Annotated in this window: 16 protein-coding genes; 13 read left to right on the top strand and 3 right to left on the bottom strand. The window is 65.4% G+C overall.

Going from position 1 to position 18,835, the window contains the following annotated elements; all coding sequences use genetic code 11:
- Window position 1 precedes the first annotated feature (1 nt).
- From FHT36_RS03740 to FHT36_RS03685, 12 genes are all read left to right on the top strand, one after another.
- On the top strand, window positions 2-3,748 hold the full coding sequence (locus FHT36_RS03740; protein WP_169121139.1) for a host specificity factor TipJ family phage tail protein: 3,747 nt from the start codon (window positions 2-4) through the stop codon (window positions 3,746-3,748).
- Window positions 3,745-4,170 (top strand): hypothetical protein, encoded by a 426-nt coding sequence (locus tag FHT36_RS03735; protein WP_169121138.1) that lies wholly within the window; start codon window positions 3,745-3,747, stop codon window positions 4,168-4,170. Before FHT36_RS03740 ends, FHT36_RS03735 begins: the two co-directional genes overlap by 4 nt.
- Before the next feature lie 21 nt (window positions 4,171-4,191).
- Window positions 4,192-5,625, top strand: a complete 1,434-nt coding sequence (locus tag FHT36_RS03730) for a DUF2793 domain-containing protein (protein ID WP_169121137.1) — start codon at window positions 4,192-4,194, stop codon at window positions 5,623-5,625.
- 1 nt (window position 5,626) lies between these two features.
- On the top strand, window positions 5,627-6,340 hold the full coding sequence (locus tag FHT36_RS03725) for a hypothetical protein (RefSeq protein ID WP_169121136.1): 714 nt from the start codon (window positions 5,627-5,629) through the stop codon (window positions 6,338-6,340).
- Between the two features lie 33 nt (window positions 6,341-6,373).
- Complete coding sequence (locus tag FHT36_RS03720) at window positions 6,374-6,631, top strand: hypothetical protein (RefSeq protein WP_169121135.1); 258 nt, start codon at window positions 6,374-6,376, stop codon at window positions 6,629-6,631.
- A gap of 10 nt (window positions 6,632-6,641) precedes the next feature.
- Window positions 6,642-6,788, top strand: coding sequence for a hypothetical protein (locus FHT36_RS03715; RefSeq protein WP_169121134.1), 147 nt, complete (start codon window positions 6,642-6,644; stop codon window positions 6,786-6,788).
- Window positions 6,789-7,379: 591 nt separating this feature from the next.
- Window positions 7,380-7,868 carry a DUF6362 family protein gene (locus FHT36_RS03710; RefSeq protein WP_169121133.1) on the top strand — a complete coding sequence of 163 codons (489 nt, stop codon included), beginning with the start codon at window positions 7,380-7,382 and terminating at the stop codon, window positions 7,866-7,868.
- Window positions 7,869-7,951: 83 nt separating this feature from the next.
- A complete protein-coding gene (locus FHT36_RS03705; protein ID WP_169121132.1) occupies window positions 7,952-8,830 on the top strand; it encodes a glycoside hydrolase family 108 protein in 879 nt (292 codons plus the stop codon).
- On the top strand, window positions 8,830-9,198 hold the full coding sequence (locus FHT36_RS03700) for a hypothetical protein (RefSeq protein ID WP_169121131.1): 369 nt from the start codon (window positions 8,830-8,832) through the stop codon (window positions 9,196-9,198). Before FHT36_RS03705 ends, FHT36_RS03700 begins: the two co-directional genes overlap by 1 nt.
- A 118-nt stretch (window positions 9,199-9,316) precedes the next feature.
- Window positions 9,317-9,643 (top strand): hypothetical protein, encoded by a 327-nt coding sequence (locus FHT36_RS03695; RefSeq protein WP_024279519.1) that lies wholly within the window; start codon window positions 9,317-9,319, stop codon window positions 9,641-9,643.
- 432 nt (window positions 9,644-10,075) lie between these two features.
- On the top strand, window positions 10,076-11,206 hold the full coding sequence (locus FHT36_RS03690) for a DNA methyltransferase (RefSeq protein ID WP_169121130.1): 1,131 nt from the start codon (window positions 10,076-10,078) through the stop codon (window positions 11,204-11,206).
- Window positions 11,203-12,690, top strand: a complete 1,488-nt coding sequence (locus FHT36_RS03685; RefSeq protein WP_210257544.1) for a TRM11 family methyltransferase — start codon at window positions 11,203-11,205, stop codon at window positions 12,688-12,690. The genes FHT36_RS03690 and FHT36_RS03685 overlap by 4 nt, the downstream gene beginning before the upstream one ends.
- A gap of 3 nt (window positions 12,691-12,693) precedes the next feature.
- Here FHT36_RS03685 and FHT36_RS03680 read toward each other — a convergent pair whose 3' ends face one another.
- Complete coding sequence (locus tag FHT36_RS03680) at window positions 12,694-13,614, bottom strand: hypothetical protein (RefSeq protein WP_246701995.1); 921 nt, start codon at window positions 13,612-13,614, stop codon at window positions 12,694-12,696.
- Between the two features lie 1,003 nt (window positions 13,615-14,617).
- Between FHT36_RS03680 and FHT36_RS03675 the strand changes: the two genes are divergently transcribed.
- A complete protein-coding gene (locus FHT36_RS03675) occupies window positions 14,618-15,733 on the top strand; it encodes a phage integrase central domain-containing protein (protein WP_169121128.1) in 1,116 nt (371 codons plus the stop codon).
- A gap of 24 nt (window positions 15,734-15,757) precedes the next feature.
- On the opposite strand, the gene FHT36_RS03670 is transcribed toward FHT36_RS03675, so the two are convergent.
- On the bottom strand, window positions 15,758-17,791 hold the full coding sequence (locus tag FHT36_RS03670; RefSeq protein WP_169121127.1) for a UvrD-helicase domain-containing protein: 2,034 nt from the start codon (window positions 17,789-17,791) through the stop codon (window positions 15,758-15,760).
- Entirely contained in the window at window positions 17,788-18,789 is a 1,002-nt protein-coding gene (locus FHT36_RS03665) for a hypothetical protein (protein ID WP_169121126.1), read from the bottom strand. Before FHT36_RS03665 ends, FHT36_RS03670 begins: the two co-directional genes overlap by 4 nt.
- Window positions 18,790-18,835 lie beyond the last annotated feature (46 nt).

Genomic DNA, 18,835 nt, shown 5'->3' with positions numbered 1-18,835 from the left:
GATGCACGAAGCGGTTCACATCGTCCTGCCGGGACAGGTGCTCGGCCGGGCGCAGCCCCGTGCGCGCGAAACGGTCGCCGGCTTCCTGCGCCGGGTGCGGCGATCGGGTGGCGCGCCGCGCGCCTGGGCAACCGACATCCTGCCGACTGTCGTCGCCATCAACGGCGAGCCGGTGCTGCGCGCCGATTGGCGCCGGCGCCGGATCCGCGCCTCGGATCGGCTGGTGGTCATGTCGAGGCCGCTCGGCGGGAGCCGGGCGCAGAACAAGCAGGTGCTCGGCCTCGTGGCGCTGGTTGGCCTCTCGCTCCTCGCGCCGGGAGTGGGCACGTGGATCGCGGGCCTCGGCCTCGGGATCTCCGCCAGTGTCGGCAGCGCGGCCTTCCTGATCGGCGGTTCGTTCCTCGTCTCGACGCTGGTGAAGGCCAAGGCCGGCGGACAGGATGACGATGCCGGACAGGTCTACAGCTTCGCAAAGCAGGCCAACTCGGCCCGGCTCCTGCAGAGCATCCCCGTCAGCTACGGGCGGGTAAAAAGGTCTCCCGACTATGCCGCCGTGCCGTGGTCGGAATACATCGGCAACGATGAATATCTGAACATCCTGTTGTCTGAGGGCTGCGGGCGGTACAGCCGCGAACAGATCCTCATGGATGACACCATCCTGTGGGACGCGGCGACGGGGGTGAACCCGGAGTTCACCGGTGTCTCGGTCGCCTTCTATGAGCCGGGCGAGGAGGTCACGCTCTTTCCCGTCAACGTCTATTCCTCGCCGGAGGTGTCGGGGCAGGAGCTGCCGAAGCCGGCGGACGGCTATGTGGGCGGCTTCATCTCGGCGCCGGCCGCCACCACCACCACGGATCTCGCCATCGATGTCGCCGCGCCGGGCGGCCTCTACACCACCAATTCGGACGGTGACCGGCGGCCCTTCTTCGTGCCGATCGTGGCGGAGTATCGGCCGGTGAACGACCTCGGCGCGCCCACGGGCGGGTGGTCGCAGCTCCTCGGTCAAAGCCTTGGGGGCGTAACGAACAAGCCCAAGCGCTGGAGCTTCAAGGTGACGGTCGCCCCCGGCCGCTATGAAGTCCGCCTGAAGCGCACCTCGGCGCCGAGCACGGACAGCAACGTGTCCGACACGATCGTATGGATGGGCCTCCGTGCCTTCCTGTCGGGGCCGCGCGCCTTTGCCGGTGTCAGCACGATCGCGCTTCGCCTCAAGGCGACGCAACAGCTCACCTCGGCAGCGGCGCAGGCCCTGAAGGTGATCGAGACGCGGATCCTGCCGGTGTGGACGGGATCGGCCTGGGTGGAACTGCCCACGCGCTCGCCCGCCTGGGCATTCTGGGACATGGCCACCAATACGGACTATGGCGCGCGGCGCTCGGCCGCGAAGGTCGATCTGCAGGGCGTTCTGATGCTGGCGGCGACGGCGGCGGCGCGGGGCGATTGCTTCGACTATGAGTTCACGTCCTCGGTTGGCGTGCCGGAGGCCTTCGACACGGCATTGGCGACCGTCCGCGCGAAGCATCGGTGGGCCGGAGACATGCTCACGCTGGTGCGCGACGAATGGCGGGCCGTGCCGAGCATGTTGCTCACGGATCGGGAAACGGTGCGCGGCACCTTCGCCGTGGACTATGAGTTCGCCTCTTCCGACGCGGCGGATGCGGTCATTGTCGAGTATGTGGATGAGACCACGTGGCAGGCGGAGGAGGTCCAGTATCCCGCCGGCGTCGTGGCCGAGAACCCGATGCGCATGCAGATCCCCGGCATCGTGCAACGGGCGCAGGCCTACCGGGAGGCCGGCTTCCACTATCGCCAGAATGTCTATCGCCGGGTGCGCCCCTCGGTCACCACGGAACACGACGGGCGGCTGATCAGCCTCGGCGAGCACGTGCAGATCCAGTCGGATCTTCCGGGCGCGTGGGGCGCCGCCGGCGTGGTGGCGGCGCGGGCCGGCGCCACCCTCACCCTTGAGCCGGCCCCGGCCTGGGCTGGCGCGGGGCAGCACTACGTGGTGCTGCGGGACCGGACGGGCGCGGCCTTCGGGCCGGTGAAGTGCGCCCGTGGGGGATCGGATGCCCTGTGCGTCCTCGACGCAGCGGATCTCGCCATTGTCGAGACGGCGCAGGGGCAGGCACTGGCGGCGGTGCTGGCGCGAGCCGAAGGATCGGAGCTGCCGACCTTCGCCCATGGATTGGGCTCGGCATGGCAGCGCCGTTGCATCGCCCTGTCCGGAGCGCCGAGCGGCGACCGGGTGTCGCTGACGTTCGTCGTGGATGATCCGCGGGTGCATGACGATGACGGCGCGGCCGATCCCCTGCCGGGCCTGCCGTCCCTCAGCCTGCCGAAGGCGCCCATCGTCGCGGGCCTGCTGGCGACGCTGGAGCAAAACGTGCTGGAGCCGGTGCTCTCGGCCTCGTGGTTTCCGGCGTCGGGAGCGCTCTTCTACCGGGCGCGGATCTCCTATGACGCAGGGGAGAGCTGGACTTCGCTCCCGGATGTCACGGCAGCGGAACTGTCCGTGGTGGCGGAGCCGGCAGCGCTCCGGCTTCAGGTCTCCGCCGTTGGCGCGACGCAAGGTCCGTGGGCAACCGTGGATCTGGATGCGCCTGTGATCGACGGCAGCAAGCTCCCGGTGTCCGCGGAACAGTTCACGGACGCCACGCGCGACCTGGTGCTGAAGCGGACGCAGGCCGCGCTCACCTCGCTGCAGGACGGCTTCAACGCCCTCGCGATCATCGTCGCGGACGTGGATGCGGCAGGGGATCTCAATCGCCGCGACATGGCGCGCACCCTTGCCGCGCAGCTCGGCGCGGCCTCGGCCAAGTTCTCCGAGGAAATCACCGCTGCCGTTGGGCCGGACAGCGCCCTTGCCCAACAGGTCACGGAACTGGCGGCGGCGGTGGCGGGCGTGGACGCCAGCCTGAAGGCGCGCTTCGTCGTCGCCGTGACGCCGGCGGGCGCCATCGCGGCCTATGAACTGGAGACCACGGCTCAAGGGGCCTCGGCCGGGCTGCGGGTCATCGCCCGCAGCGACGGCGCGGGCGGCGCCATCGGCGAGGTGCAGATTGATGCCGATCGCTTCTATGTGAGCGGGGACGGCATCAACGGGGTGCCCGTCTTCCTCGTGGACAATACGGGGCCGACCCCTGTCGTCTACCTCAACGGGGACATGGTGGCGGCGGGCTCCATCACGTCGCCGAAGATAGCCGCCGGGGCGGTGAAGACGATCAGCCTTGAGGCGTCGTCTGTAACGACGGACAAGATCATCATCGGCGGCGTTGCCACGAGCAATATCGCGCCGGGCGCGGTGACGGCGTTCGTGACCGAAACGCTCACCACGACGCTGCCGCCTTCGTCCACTCCGAGCGCGACCAGCGTCACAGTGTTCACGACTTCGATCGTCCGCACGGCGGGATCGTCCTGCATCGTCCGGGCGAACATCGGCACCAATGCTTGGAACATGCCTTACACTGATCGCGGGAGCGGGACGGTTCCCGTCACGGTCTATCGCTCGGTGGCGGGCGCGGCCGAAACAGTCGTGTACAGCGGAACGCTTTTCCTCGGTGCCTATCCCGCCGGCTACGTGGGCAGCACGGCCATGATCAATTTCGGCGGCAATCCCCTGCCGCTCGAATTCCTCGACGCGGACAACATATCCGGCGCGACCACCTATCGCGTCGTGGTCGGCGGCGTCGGTTCGTCCGGTTTCTACGGCTCCCGCATCATTTCCATGACGGAGTTCAAGAGATGATCTTCATCAAATACGACAATCGCTCTGGTGAAATCATCTCCATGCTCAGCGTGACGCGCCTTGAGGACGCATTGGCGGCGGTTCGCAGCGGGCGGGAAGAGTTGCTTCTCGTGCAGACGGCTTCGCTGGACCCGGCCGCCCACTATGTGGCGGACGGCGTGGTGACGCCCCGCCCGGATGCGCCTGTCCTCGAGGCGGAGGAACTCACAGTCTTGGTGGGTGAGCCGGTAGAGATCGGGCGGAACCTGACAAGCGGCACCGTCTGCATTCTGGTGGGCGGGCCGGGGGCTCCGGAAGCGCTGGTGAGCGAGGGCATCGCAACGGCGGTTCCCTCCCAGCCCGGCGCCTGGACGGCGGAGATCATCCCGCCATGGCCGCAGCAGGCAGCGCGCTGCCGCGTCGTCGTCACCGCCGGGATCTGACGGCAGCTCAAGGATCGTTTCATGTCTTTCAGCGACTTCTATGCGACCGGCACCGTGACGGTGCCGGCGGGCGGCACCGCCGTGGTCGGCGCCGGCACGCTCTGGAGCACGCCCATCGTCGCGGGCGACACTCTGGAGGCCGGCGGCCGGGCGGTGCGGATCCTCGACGTGGTGGACAATACCCACCTCACGTTGGCCTATGGCTGGCCTGGGACGGCGCTCGCCGGATCCTCCTACATCATCGTGTTCAACTCGCCTTCGCGCACCACCGGGGCCTATGTGGCCGAGCGGCTGCGCGAGCTGATCGAGCGCCAGCGCATCCTTGACGATGGCGTGCCCACCTATGTCGCCAAGGGCGCGGGCACCAACGCGCCGCCTGCAACGCCGGCGGCGAGCGATCTCTATCTCGTGGGCAGCGCCCCCACGGGCGCGTGGGCCGGCTATGGCGGCTATCTGGCGGTGGCGACGGATGCCGGGGCATGGCGCTTCACGGCGCCCGCGCAGGGCATGCGCCTCTATGACACCGCGACCGATGCCACGTGGGAGCGCCACGCCGCCGGGTGGGTGAACATCTCTCCGGTGCCGACATCCGCCCTCGGGGCGGCGAACGGCGTGGCGACGCTGGACAGTGGCGGCAAGGTGCCGGCGGCACAGCTGCCGGCGCTGGCGATTACCGAGACGTTCCCGGTTGCCTCGCAGGCCGCAATGTTGGCGCTCACGGCGCAGGCCGGCGACGTGGCAATCCGCTCCGACATCAGGAAGAGCTTCATCCTTTCCGCCTCGCCCGCGACCACGCTGGCGAACTGGCTAGAGATCCTCGCGCCCCTCGGCGCGGTCTCCTCTGTCGCCGGCCGAACGGGCGACGTGACCCTTGGCACGGCGGACGTGTCCGGCCTTGACGCCTCCCTTGCCGGGAAGCTGGCGACGGGGACGCGCACGATCTGCATTCCGGTGGCGGCGTTCACGCCGCGGTCCACTAACCCGCCCGCGTGGGGGCTGACAGAGACGGCTTCCAACAAGCGCATGGTGCGCTCGCTCGATTTCGACCCGGCAACCGCCGAGTACGCACAAGTCTGCCTGCCCATGCCGAAGAGTTGGAATAAGGGCTACCCCTACCTGTGGACGCGTGTCCTGTGGGCTCCTTCGGATGGGTCCATCGGCAACGTGCGCTGGGCTGTTCGAGCGGTCTGCGTCGATTTTTACGATGGTACGGACCACCTTGATCGCGCTTGGGGAACGGCCATTGCAGCTGCGTCGGCCTCATCCGGCCAGAGTACGGCGACCTGTTACACAGATGTTCCGAACATCACCATCGACGGGACGCCGGCAGACAACACGTTGATGTTCATTGAAGTGTATCGGGACGCAGCGAACGCAGCGGACACCTACACCGGGGATGTCAAATTGCTGGCGCTCTACGTGCATGTGAACATCAACCTGCCGAACGACGCCTGACATGCTGCCCTTTATCCAAGCCTACGCTATGTGGGCCAACATCCCGCTCCTGACGGCAGCGGCAGTGCCATCCATCGCCTTCCGGGCGGGCTATTCGGACGGCGCCAATGCATCGTCCTACACCTTCGCCGGTTGCGACATCGGCGCGGCTCCCCCGGCCGGCGAGACGCGCGAGGTGTTCGTTGCCGTGGGGTGGTACCAAGGCGGCTCGGCCTCGCGGACGCTCTCGTCCGTGACCATCGGCGGCATCGCCGCGACACTGGAGACGCCGTTCAACAATGGCGTCCTGCAGGCGCTGTGCGTGGCCCGCGCCGTGGTGCCCACCGGCACGACGGCGGATATAGCGCTCACCTTCAGCAACACCGTCCAGAGCTGCAATCTGGCCGCCTATCGGGTGATGAACCGGCCGAGTGCTGCCGCCGGAGCGTCCGACACCGGCTCGGCCACCTTCTCGGCCGCGACCTCGGTCGGCGTCGCCGGCATGGATGTCGGCGCGGGCGGCTTCATCCTTTCCGCCGTGGCATGGGGCAACACCGTGTCGGCGCCGGCGCTGTCCGGCCTCGGCGCCGGATCGGACGCATTCCTTACGCCCGAAGCCACGGGATATGTGGCCTTCGGGTCCGCGCCCCTGCAGGCGTCTGCCAGCACCGGCAACACCCTGACGTGGACGTGGACCACCTCGCGCAGCGGGTTCGCTGCCGCATGGGCTTTCTGACGCCGGCGAGCCGGCACCATCTGGAGACCAACGATGCCCGATCCCTTCAGCGCGCAGGCTGACAACCTGTCGTCGCCCTGTTCCCACCTCGCAACGGTCGCGCCAAGCGACACCGTGGACCTCGCGGTTCCCTGCCGCTCGCTTTGGGTGGGCACGCCCGGAAATCTGAAGGTCACCACGCTCGGCGGTGAGGTGGTGACCGTGCCCGATGTCGTCGGGATATTCCCCGTCCGTGTCACCCGCGTATGGGCGACGGGGACGGTGGCGGCCGGCATCGTGGCGATGTGGTGAGGAGGTCCACATGCTGGGGATCTCGCTGTCTTGCTGGATCGCATTGCTGAGGCAGGCGGCGAAGCTGCGTCCGCCTCCGGGGTTCGTCTTCCTGGTCGATAATGACGGCAAACGTCTCACCGATGCCGATGGCGCCTATCTCATCGAACGCATCTGAGGGCAGGCGCCGGCGCCGCCGGCCGCTTTCAGAGGAAGAACTCGCGGATCTCCGCGCACTCTTTGAACGTGGCGTGCCCTCCCGCGTGCTCGCCCAAAAGTTCGGATGCGCAGGGGGCGCGGTCATCCGCAACATCGCGCGAGAACGCGGATGGCGGCGGCCGGAGGGGTTTGAGGCTGCGCGTCGCGCCGCCGCCCGCTGGCACCCGACGCGGGAACAGACGGCATGGCTCCGTGCGAATTGGAACGCCGGGCCGACCATGCTCGAAATGATGGCGCATCTCCAAGTGTCGCGGAACGCGATCGAGAGGGCCGCCCGGCGCCTGGGGCTCCCGCCGCGGGATCGCCGGGCCGTCCTCGATGCGCGGCGAGCCAGCTCCACCCGGCGGGCCTTCGTGCTCTCCCTTTGGAATGCAGGCGTCGATACCGACACCATCTGCATTGAGGCCGGCAAGTCTCCGGCCTCCGTCCGCGCCATCGTTCGCAACGCAAGGGCGCGGGGGGAGGAGGTCGCGCGGCGCCTCTCGCCGAAGCCGTGCGCCATGCCGGTATCCGCTCCCTCGCGTGCCGAGATGCAGGGATTTAGCTCCCCATGAAGCGCCTCACGACCGAGGAAAAGCGCCGGATCATTCGTGACCTGCGGATCGAGACTGCGCCTGCGCGCTGGACCGGGGCTTACATCCATGAGCGGCTCGTGGAAGCCTTCCTCGTGCTGGCGCGACTGCCGGGCCGCCTTGGGCCGGACAGGGTGCGCGGCATGCTCGGCGGCCTTGCTCTTCCGGAGCCGGAAGGCACGGGGCAGGGGCTCGCCGGCGAGCGCCGCATGAACCGGCCGCCGCCGTCTCCCGCGCAGATCTCCCGGATGGACCGCGCCTTTGAATGGTGCGGCCTCTACCTCGCCGAAGACGAAGAGGCGCGTCGAAGCCTCCTCCTCTGGAGCCACGGCAAGGCGCACGGCCGCAAGGTGGCGGCCATTCTCGGACAGGCCGGCTTGACCCGCTCCGACTTCGACGCAGCCCGGCGTCGTGGCGCCCTTGCGATTGCTGTCTGCCTGGACCGCGAGGGCCGGCCGATCGACTGACCCGCCGCGAGCCCCTTCACCTCCTGCCCCCAGCCGCCCCTTCCGGGCGGCTTTTTTGTTTCACCACCTGAAAGGACCATCCGATGGTTGCGGAGAACTTCCCTCCCGCGCTCGCCGCAGTGCTCGTGCACGAAGGCGGATACTCCAATCACCCGTCCGATCCCGGCGGCCCCACCATGAAAGGCGTTATCAAGCGGGTCTATGACGACTATCGCCGCTCGAAGGGCCTCCCGGTGCGCGACGTGCGCGAGATCACGGACGCCGAGCTGCAGGAGATCTACAAGCGCCGCTATTGGGATCTCGTGCGCGGCGACCGTCTGCCGGCCGGCCTCGATTATGTGGTCTTCGACGGGGCGGTGAACTCCGGCCCGGCACAGGCGACGAAGTGGCTGCAGCGTGCGCTCGGCCTGCCGGCGGACGGCGTGCTTGGCCCGTCCACCCTGGCGGCCGTGGATGCCATTCAGGACGTGGACGCGATCGTGGCCGATGTGCAGGCCCGGCGGCTCACCATGCTGAAGTCGCTGCGCACCTGGTCCGTCTTCGGGAATGGCTGGGGTCGGCGGGTTGCGGAGGTGCGCGAGCTAGGGCTCGCCATCGCCAGCGGCTCGGTCAACCTGCCCCTGCCGACGAAGACGGCGAGCGGCAAGGCCTATGTGTCCTCGGCGCGGAAGGCGCCGCCCAAGGCCATCGGCGACGCGCTCGCCGGCGGCGGCGTGGTGAGCACCACCATTTCCACGGCAACGGATGCGATGACGCCGCTGGCGGACAAGAGCGCGCTCGCCGGCACGGTTCTGACCGTCCTCATGGTGCTCGGCGCGATCGCCCTGGTGGGCGGCGTGGTCTATCGCATGTGGGCCAAGAGCAAGGCCGACGCTCTCGCCGATGCGCTGGATCTCAATCCGCCCCAGCTCGGCACTGCGGCCAATGACAACCCGGCCGAACCAGCCGAGGCGGTGGCGTGATGTTCGCCGCCCTCCTCGCAACCCTATGGTTCCTCCCCGCGGTCTCGGCCGCGGGGGGCTTGGTGGTCGCGCTGCTGTTCGGCGGTGACTGGTCGGAGGCACTGCTTGCCGCCGGCATCCTCGCCGCGGCCGTGTTCGCCTTCCGCCTCCTCGGCCTCAAGGGAGCGCTGGCGGTTCTCGCCGCCGGTGCCGTTGCCACCGCCTATCGCCGCGGGGAGCGCCGCGGCGCCGCCCGCCAGATCCAGAAGGACAAGGCCAATGCCGACCGTGCTGTCCAGCGGGCGAATGAAGCTCGCGCTGATGCTGACCGCCGCAATGCCGATCCTCGCCGGCTGCGTGACGACGACGGGTTCAAACGGCGCGACTAGCGTCTATTGCGCCTCGGCCAAGCCCATGCGCTGGTCGGACAATGACACCGATGAAACCATCCGTCAGGCCAAGGCTCACAACGCTGTTGGCAAGCGGCTCTGCGGCTGGAGGTGAGCGATGACGGGGGAGGTTCCGGCCGCAGCGCGCGCGCCGAGCGGGGCCATCATCATCTCTGAACGGGCGCTGGAGCTGATGGTGGTGGAGGTGGCAGAGGACGCAGCCGAGAAGGCCGTCCGGAAGGTGCTGAAGGAGATCGGCCTTTCCACCTCGGACGAAGCGCGGATCGAGGAGGCACGAGCCGATATCGAGCACCTGCGCCGCTTCCGCCGCATGTGGAACCGGGCGGCGCTCGTGATCGGTACCGCCGTCCTGACGGTGCTGGTCGGCGGCGCCCTGACTGTGTTCTGGCTGGGGATCAAGACACATGTGCTCAAACAGCCCTAAGGTCCGCCTGCGAATCGACTGGGATGCGGACGGCGCGTTCGCATCCCTGACCCGGCCGGGGGAGGCGGCGGAGGAGATACGCCTATCCACTGTCGACACCGTGAGGATCATGAAGGAAGCCGCAGAGGCGTGGCTTCGGACGCGGGAGAAGATGAGCGGGATGCCTGCGAGGGGTGCGTTCCGCGGCGGTGGTCAGCACCATCGTTGCCGGTAATAGCGCTCCAGCTGCTGCGGCCGCCACGCCCGCTATCTCGGCGTCGCCTCTGAGACCGCCGGTGCACCGCGGCATGGGAAAATCCGTGGCAAGTTGTTGATTTGCGGTGACAGGATCCAGAGGCGATTCAAGGCCCGACGAAAATGCGTTGATCGCTGTCGATTTTCAGGGGCATTTGATGCTACCGAACGCTAGAATCAGCCGGCCGAAGGAATGCTATGAACCACATACCTTTCACCGGAATGGGCCTGCCGGGGCCAAACGAAGGGTGGGACTTCGCCGACTCGCAATCTGATCCTTTGAGCGCGATCCATCCCTATCCCGCCAAATTCATCCCCAGCATACCCCGCAAGCTTATCGAACATTTTCCGCCCCGGAAGGGGCTGGCGCTGCTCGACCCATTTTGCGGTAGCGGCACAGCCCTGTCCGAGGCGCAGGCTGTAGGAATCCCTTCAATCGGTGTAGATATTAACCCCATCGCGGTCATGATCTCGCGCGTGCGATCGTCCGAAATTCCGGCTGATGCCCTAAATATCGCGCAGCAAGTGGAGATGGCTGCCCGCGCCGACTTGGCGCCGCGAGTTCCTCTCATCCCGCGTCTCGATCACTGGTTCAAGCCACAGGTTCAGTCAGCGATCGCGAGCTTGACAAAAGCGATCGAGGTTTGCGGTGGGGACTGCAGGGAATTGCTCCGATTGGCACTCTCCTCAATTATCGTTCGCGTATCTAACCAGGACAGCGATACACGTTATGCGGCGGTCGAAAAGGCTGTCGACGCTGAAGATGTTTACGAACGGTTCCGCTCTGCGGTTAAAAAAACGCTTAGGGCCCTGGAGAATCGACCGGTCCGCTTGGCTGGCGTCGAGGTTATAGAAGCAGACGTGCTCACTATCGATCGGAGTATGATCGATAAGCCAATCGGTTTGGTCGTCACCTCCCCCCCTTACCCAAACGCCTACGAGTACTGGCTTTATCATAAATATAGGATGTGGTGGCTCGGGCTTGATCCGCTGGCCGTAAAGGAGCGGGAGATCGGCGCGCGGGCACATTTCTTCAAAGGCCGAAACAGCCACACGGCCGTTGATTTCCAGCGCCAGATGGCAAACGTTCTCGGCATGCTGCGCGACGTGATGGTAGTGGGAGGGCACGCTTGCTTCGTCGTCGGGAGATCGCGCATCAGGGGCGAGATTGTGGACAATGCGACGATTGTCGCCGAAGCTGCAGCAGCAGCGGGTTTTCGCGAGGTGATGCGAACTGAGCGAGTCATCGCCGCTTCGCGTAAATCGTTCAATCTTTCCCACGCTAACATCAAGACCGAAACGGTCCTCGTTATGAGGAAGCAGAATTGATTCATCTGCAATGGCATGACTACGGCTATTTTCCCTACGAACGGGAGTTGGCCAGGCGCGAAGTTCGGGCTTTGCTTGGCGTCGAGCGCTACGACGTTTCGGACCAGGGGGTGCATCTGTCGCCTCTATTTGACGCGACGCTTGCGCGCCGTCTGACTTATTTCTCAAAGGTTTTCGGCGCATCGGGCGCAGCGCCGACCACGCAGGCCCTCCTTGAGGACGCTGTCCGCAGCGGCCGACCACGCCAAGCCACGCGATACTCGGTGCATGGGCTTCACGAATACAAAGGCAAGTTCAACCCACAGGTTGCGAAGGCCATTCTGAACATTTTTGGTGTTGGGACCGGCAGCCGGGTGCTTGATCCCTTCTGTGGCAGTGGCACCACCCTTGTCGAATGCGCCCATCTTGGCGCCGTCGGTGTCGGGACTGATATGAACCCGCTCGCAGTCCTCCTCGCCAACGCCAAACTGACGTGCTTAGCAACCCCGGTGGCAGTACTGCGCGAGGACTTCGTTCGTTTGTCGGTGCGCCTCAAGCGACTGAGGAATCCGAGCCTTCCCCGGCCCGAAAGCGACCGCGACGAGTACCTCAGATCGTGGTTCGACCATGGCCAACTGGCCTGGATCGAGGCCGTCAAGCGCGCAATCATTGCGACCTGCCCTGAGCATCAGAACATCTTTCTTGCGATAGCTAGCAACCTGTTGCGCGACTATTCCGACCAGGATCCAAACGACCTCAGGATCCGCCGTCGTAGCAGTCCACTGCCCGATACTGCATTCCGTGAGGCGTTCGAGTCCGCCGCGGCTCGCTTTCTGGACCGGGTCGAGGCGGCGCAAGCCGTGCTCGGTGTGGTGGATCCGTCATCCCACGCGTTAGTTGCTGACGTGCGCTCGACGGACGCTGGTGCTGTGGGCCGCCCGTTCGACGCCGCGATAACCAGCCCGCCTTATGCTACTGCCCTGCCTTACATCGATACTCAGCGACTGTCGCTCGTATGGTTAAACCTATGTGCGCCATCTGACATAGGTACGCTAGACGCCCGCCTGATCGGCAGCCGGGAGATGAAGACCAAAGAGCGTAAGTGTCTCTCTGAGGAACTGCGCAGCAATATGTTGCGGCTGCCAGACGCCCAGCTACGATTCTGCCATGAGTTGGAGGCGGCAGTCGGCGCGACAGATGGCTTTCGGCGGAAAGCGGTCCCGACACTTATTTACCGATACATGGCTCACATGAGAGACGGCTTTGCTTCAGTCAAGAAGTTGGTTCGCAAGGGGGCGCCTTATGCTCTCATTGTTGGCCACAATCACACGGTGCTTTCTGGCGTTCGGCGGGACATTAACACCCCGTCGCACCTTGCAGCACTGGCCGAAAGCGTGGGATGGGCGCTGGACGAGGCTCTCCCACTACAGACTTATCAGCGCTACGGGCTCCACGCGGTGAACGCTGTCGGAGCTGAAACGCTCCTGATCCTGCAGAATCGTTGAGCTTCACTCCTCTGGGTCATCGGGGCCGTAGCCAAACCGATGCCCGGGCCGTGTAGTGGTCAGGTAGCGGTGGTAATCGTCGTACTCAGGTTCACCCTGGGTGATAATTCTTAGTCGGAAATCGTAAGCCTCCTCCTTAGCCAGGCGCTCGATGACAACCAACGACGTTACGCTAAAGTGGGCCGGAAGTGCGCTCTGAAAGGTTGCCTTCGGGCCGGGTCGGAAACGGAATTCGGCCGCATGTTGCCTTGGGTCATCTTCGGTCTTCGGTCTGGCCTCACGAAACCAGATCATTAGCTCGATCTCGACGCCTGCTGGCTTTGCCGTGGAGAACACCACTGCGCGGGCTGCCCATTCATCACGCGGCTTGGTGTGGACCACGGTTCGGAATTCGCTGGGCCACCCCCAGAATTCTGGAAGTTGGTCACGCGCCATTGTGCCCAGATCAGGCTCGAAGGTTCCAACCTGGGCGCCGATAGCCTTAGCAACATCATTGGAGGTAAGCGTGCGCACAAAAAAGGTTCCGTCTGCAGCGAATGTCGGAGCCGGAACGGTCCGTGGCGCGGCGGCGCGCGCAACCTTCGCCTTGGTACCTGAGGAAGGAACGGAGAAGACTCTGGTCGGAGGCGGAAGCTCGGGTACGATCAACGGCGGCGGAGGTGCTTCTGGTTTCCCCCTGCGCGCGCTGCCCTTTGCCGCCTTCTCATTGTCGTCGCGGCTTCCTCGTCGGAGTGACGCCTCGGTGCTGAGGTAACCCTCCTCAAGGAGGATTTGTATGCGATCGTCGGTGATGATCGCTTCTGCGAAGGGGGAGGCGACGAGATGATCGTATGCCTTCAGGATCGACCGCCAAGCCTTCTCGTCCTTATCCGAGGTGGCCGGCGCGAGCGTCGCCACTAGACTCGCCTCGAAGTTCGCGAACATTCCGCCGCCAGTAAGATTCGATGATCCAACCAGCACTCGTGTAGTATCGGGTGGAGTTCCTGCGCTGTCGAAGCAGTAGACTTTCGGGTGAAAGGTCTGTCTGTGATGTTTGTGAAATAGGTGAACCGAGCCGCAGTGGGCACGTAGGAACGACAATGCTTCAGCGCTGGTCCCCGCGCCAGCCATGCCGACTATTATGCGAACTTTTCTGCTGTCAGTACCTAGCATATCGAGAAAGTAGGCAACGCCGGTGACTCGTGCCCAGGCAACGAGCACTGTTATCCGGCTCACCTCGCCTCGGTCGTGCAACCGGCGCAGGGCATCTATTGCTGGTTTTTCAGGACCCAGAATCAGTCTCATGAGTCGTAAGATTGACTCGGGAGGCTCAAGGAGGCGATACCGAACCTGTCTCTAGGTTGTGCATTACGCATCATTCAATGAGGCGCGAATGTCCTGTGGGGTGACACCGGCGCTCGCGGGTCGCCGAGGTAATGGCCAGTTGCGGGAACGCCATCGTGGCCATTGGGGCGTTTGAGGCAGCGCTGATCCAAGGCAAGAGGCGGTATCGGCTTGTGCACCATGGCGCCCGATTTCTCCGGCGGTCACCTCTCGCCGAATTCCTCGACGCGAGGGAGCGGGCAATAATGACCAGAGCTAATGGGATGGTGACGGCACCAATGGAAGGCTTTGCTCTCCTCCGGCGGGGAGAAGACGAGTCCCTTTTTGGTGAGAAAGAGCGGGCTGCGAGCTGTTGAGTGTAGCTGAAATAGCCTGCTTTCCCACCTAGCTCTAACGACCTGATTATTCGAGCCAACAGCGCCCCGCCCCTGGGCACCATTTCACGCTCCAATAGCGTCCGACGTGATCCTGCAATCCTGAAAAATCAATGACTTAGCTCGTGCTGCCTGTCCGGCATGGTGCGGGAAGGTGCGGTTGCATCCGGCGAATCTGGGGGTAGCTTTGGGGGTATCGGCTCATACCCCCAGCGGCGATACCCCCACCGATGGCACTCACGGACCTTGCCATTCGCAATCTCAAGCCCAGCGAGAAGCCGTTCAAGGCGTCGGACAGCGGTGGGCTGCATCTCCTTGTCAACCCGAACGGATCGCGCCTCTGGCGGCTGAAGTACCGCTACGAGGGCAAGGAGAAGCTCCTCGCCTTGGGCGCCTATCCGATCGTCACGCTCGCCAAGGCGCGGGAGAAGCGGGACGAAGCCAAGGCGCAACTGGCGGACGGCATCGATCCCGCCAAGTCCCGGCGCGAGTCGCGCATTGCGGCTGTGGCCACCTCCGGCAACACGTTCCGCCTTGTCGCCGAGGAGTATCTCGACAAGCTGCGGCACGAAGGCCGTGCGCCGGCCACTCTGGCCAAGGTCGAATGGCTGCTGTCCTTCGCCTATGGCGATCTTGGCGAGCGTCCGATCTCGGAGATTGCCGCGGCCGAGGTGCTCGCCGTCCTGCGTAAGGTGGAGCAGCGCGGCCGACGGGAGAGCGCCCGGCGGTTGCGATCGACGGTGGGCTCGGTCTTCCGCTATGCCATCGCCACCACGCGCGCCGAGAACGATCCGACCTTCGCCCTGCGCGCCCTTGATTCCTTTGACGGGCAGGTGATGACGCGCACGGCGCTGTCCCTGCTTCCACTCCTGTTCCCGCGTCCCGGTGAGCTTCGCGCCGCCGAATGGGCGGAAGTGGATCTGGACAAGGCCGTGTGGACCATTCCCGCCGCGCGGATGAAGATGCGCCGTCCCCACCGCATCCCCTTGCCCACACAGGCGGTGGCGCTCCTGCGCGAGCTGCACCTGCATACGGGAACCGGGCGGCTCGTGTTCCCCTCTGTCCGGTCCACCGTGCGCTCGATCTCGGAAAATACGCTGAATGCCGCCTTGCGCCGCATGGGCTACACCACCGACGAAGTCACCGCCCACGGCTTCCGCGCCACCGCGTCAACGCTGCTGAATGAAAGCAGCCAGTGCAACGCCGACGCCATCGAGCGCCAGCTCGCCCACGAGGACGCCGACGCCATCCGCCGCGCCTATGCCCGTGGGGAGCATTGGGAGGAGCGGGTGCGGATGATGCAGTGGTGGGCAGACAGGTTGGAGACGTGGAAGGGGGAGGGGTGAATCGTTATCCCCCTGCCTTGCGCGTCAGGCGTTCTCCCCACCTGCGAAATCGACGAGGTATTCCGAAGCCGGCGCGACCCCCGACAGCAACAGATGCTCTCGCGCCCGTGTCGCCGCCACATAGAGCAGGCGGCGCTCGGTCTCGTAGATGTCGTCCAATTCGGCTTCGTCGGCGGCGTCAGCGATGCGCTCATCGAGGGGCAGGGTGCCCTCGTCGCAGGCCATCACCACCACGGCGCGGAATTCTAACCCCTTGGCGAGGCTCATGGGCGCGGTAGTGATGCGCTCGGCTCCGGCGAGGCCGGCAAGGGCGGCGCGGGCTCGGGGCACCAGTTCTTCCGTGCGCACGAACACGCCGATCTCCTGCGGCGCGATGCCTTCGGCGAGCCAGCCGGAGACTGCCGCCCGCACCCGTTCCGCCTCTGCTTCGATGGAGGGCAGGCGCGCGACTTCCGGCGGCGGCCCATCGAAGACGGAGACGATGCCGCGCCGCTCGTCCTCCAGCCCGTCGGCGTCGCGCAGCACGGTGGGCAGCAGGCGGTCGGCGACCCGGCGGATCTGCTGGGAGGTGCGGTAGCAGACCTTCAGCGTGTGCGAGCGGCCGCGCACCTCCACGCCCAGCCCGGCCCAGGAAAACGGATGCTGGAAGATGCGCTGGCCCACGTCGCCGGCGAGGAACAGCCCGTCCGTCCCAGAGGGAGCAAGCGCCGCGAAGAAGCGCAGCTCGGCGGGCGCGAGGTCCTGCGCCTCGTCGATCACCACATGGTCGAAGGGGCGTGCGGTGCGGGCGGCCAGCGCCTCGGCAAGGCCGCTGAACACCTGCGCCCAGGTCGTGTAGCGCTCCCCCGCCAGCGCCGCGCGCACGGCGGCGAACACCGGCCACAGGCGGGCGCGCTGGTTGGGGCCGAGGCGGCTCTTGCGGCCCATGCGCGGCACGCTGGTGTAGGCATCGAGCGACGCGAGGCCCCAGGCGTCCACCACATGGGCCCATTCGGAGAGCAGGAATCGCTCCGAGAAGCCCTTGAGGCCGGCCTCGGCGGCCGCCGCATTGAGCCGCGCGCGCAGCACCACGTCCGAGGCGATGCGCGGACGCACGCCGTGCTGAAGCTGATGCATCTCGTTGGCGATGCCGCGGAAGGACGCGGTGGTGATGCGCGGCACCACGCCGCCGGTGTCGGGCGCAAGCACGCGCAGCTTCTTCGCCAGCGCCTCGGCCAGAGGATCGGAAAAGCTCGCCAGCAGCACGCGGGCGGCGGGATTGGCCCGGGCGAGGCGCACCGCGCGGTGCAGGGCGACGATGGTCTTGCCGGTGCCCGCCGAGCCGGCCACGCGGGCGGGGCCGTTGAAGGCGCGCTCCACCAGCGCCCGCTGGGAGGGGTGCAGGAAGACGCCCCATTTTTCCCACGGGAAGGCGAGGGCCTGCTCCAGCTCTTCCTGGTTGGCGATGAGGCGGATGCGGCGCAGGGCGTCCGGGTGGGCGAAGGGATCGGCGGCGGGGACGGGCTGAGGTGCGATGCGGCCCGTGGTGGCGTACTGCAGCAGTGCCTCGGCGGCTTCGGCGGGCAGGTGCGTGGCGAGGGCGAAGAAGCCATCCTCATTCACCGCCCGCACATCGGCGAGCCAGTCCGCCGGCACGCCGAGGGAGAGCAGGGTATCGTCGTCGAGCGCGGCGAAGAGGGGCGGGGCGGGCGCGGGGAGGGGCGAGGCCGGCGCGGCCACCTCCTCCACAAGCTCGCGCACCTCCACGATCTGGATGGCGCCGGTGCGCGGATGCGCCTCGATCCGCCGCCGCTCGGCCCAGGCATAGGCCGCGTCGTGATGGTCCACATAAGCGAGCAGCAGGCTGTCGCCGGTCTTGTGGAGCACAAGGCGGATGTCGCGGTTGACGCGGGCGGACCAGAAATTGGCGTCCTTCGAGGCGTCGATACGGTGCAGTTGCAACCCGTTGCCGGCCGCCCCCATCTGCAGATCGAACACGCTCGCCTTCACCGCCTTCTGATCGGGACCGGAGAGGCGGGTGAAGGCGGAGGTGAAGGTCTCTGCGATGAGGAAGGTCATTGTCTATTAACTTCTACATCATCAGCTGCGTTGATGTGGACGGAGTGCTCTGGTGATCGATCACGAAACCATTGGATCAACTCCTCGACTCCCGCCTTCCCTCCTGAAAGAAGGACCGGAGACGCGATCTTGAAGTCTATGGTTTTCTGACAGTCCCTTATTGTCTGGAAGAATCTCTTATCCGCGGTAGCGATAAATGCTGCATCTGTAAGGTAAGACGCTAGTTGACTATCGCCGGGAGCCCCAGGTGAAATCTTCTGAAATGCCTGAAGCCATTCAACCCGTGAGCGCAGTCTCTGCCGTAGAGTAGAGTGATCTCCCACCTCGTAGAACCAAAATTCATTCCAGGCCCGTTGAGTGATGCGGCAGCTCGCGTCCAACCAAGGTATTAGCCAATCGCGATAAGGTCCACCTTCTCGCTTCAAGTGAATAAATGTTGTATTAGCCGCGTCAAAACGCCAGAGAGGAAATGGCTTTCCCTCTCGTCCGCCAAGACCCTCTTTAGGGTTGACAAATGGTTCGTTTAACCAATCATTCTTTCTTAAATTTAACATGAATTTTCGTCGACGTTCAGCCTCCGAGCGAGCCTCTTCTAAATGCGGGAAACGCGTGAGGCGGGCCATCCGATCTGTGTCGTTGCGCACACGATCCCAAAAACCCCGTTTTGGACGCGACCAGTCACGTCGATTTTTCTCCCAGAGGTGAAGATCAGGTTTAGTGCTTAGCCACTCAGGATGTATTCGCTGAATTTCGGCCCGAATTTCCTCGCATTCGCTGAATGCATCCGGCATTAAACGATGCCATCTTGGACGCGATATCAGCTGGGCGACGCTCTGACGCAACTTGGGGTCTGGGATCGCGAGCGACTCGTAGACAGCAGCGGGGGAGACGACGATTGGCACGCCAGCTCTGTGGCTGTTCGTAAGCAACTTTGTATAGGCATCCGCATCCGCGAGATAACGCCAAACGTTCGTATCGAGCAGTACCCCCTCGGCCACGTCCTCCTCCCTCACACCCCATAAACCTTCATCACTTCATCCCCGT

Origin of the sequence: Xanthobacter sp. SG618, assembly GCF_012932745.1 — a bacterium.
Taxonomy (GTDB): Bacteria; Pseudomonadota; Alphaproteobacteria; order Rhizobiales; family Xanthobacteraceae; genus Xanthobacter; species Xanthobacter flavus.
Note: the sequence above shows the minus strand (reverse complement) of the source record. Positions and strands in the feature narration are given on the sequence as shown.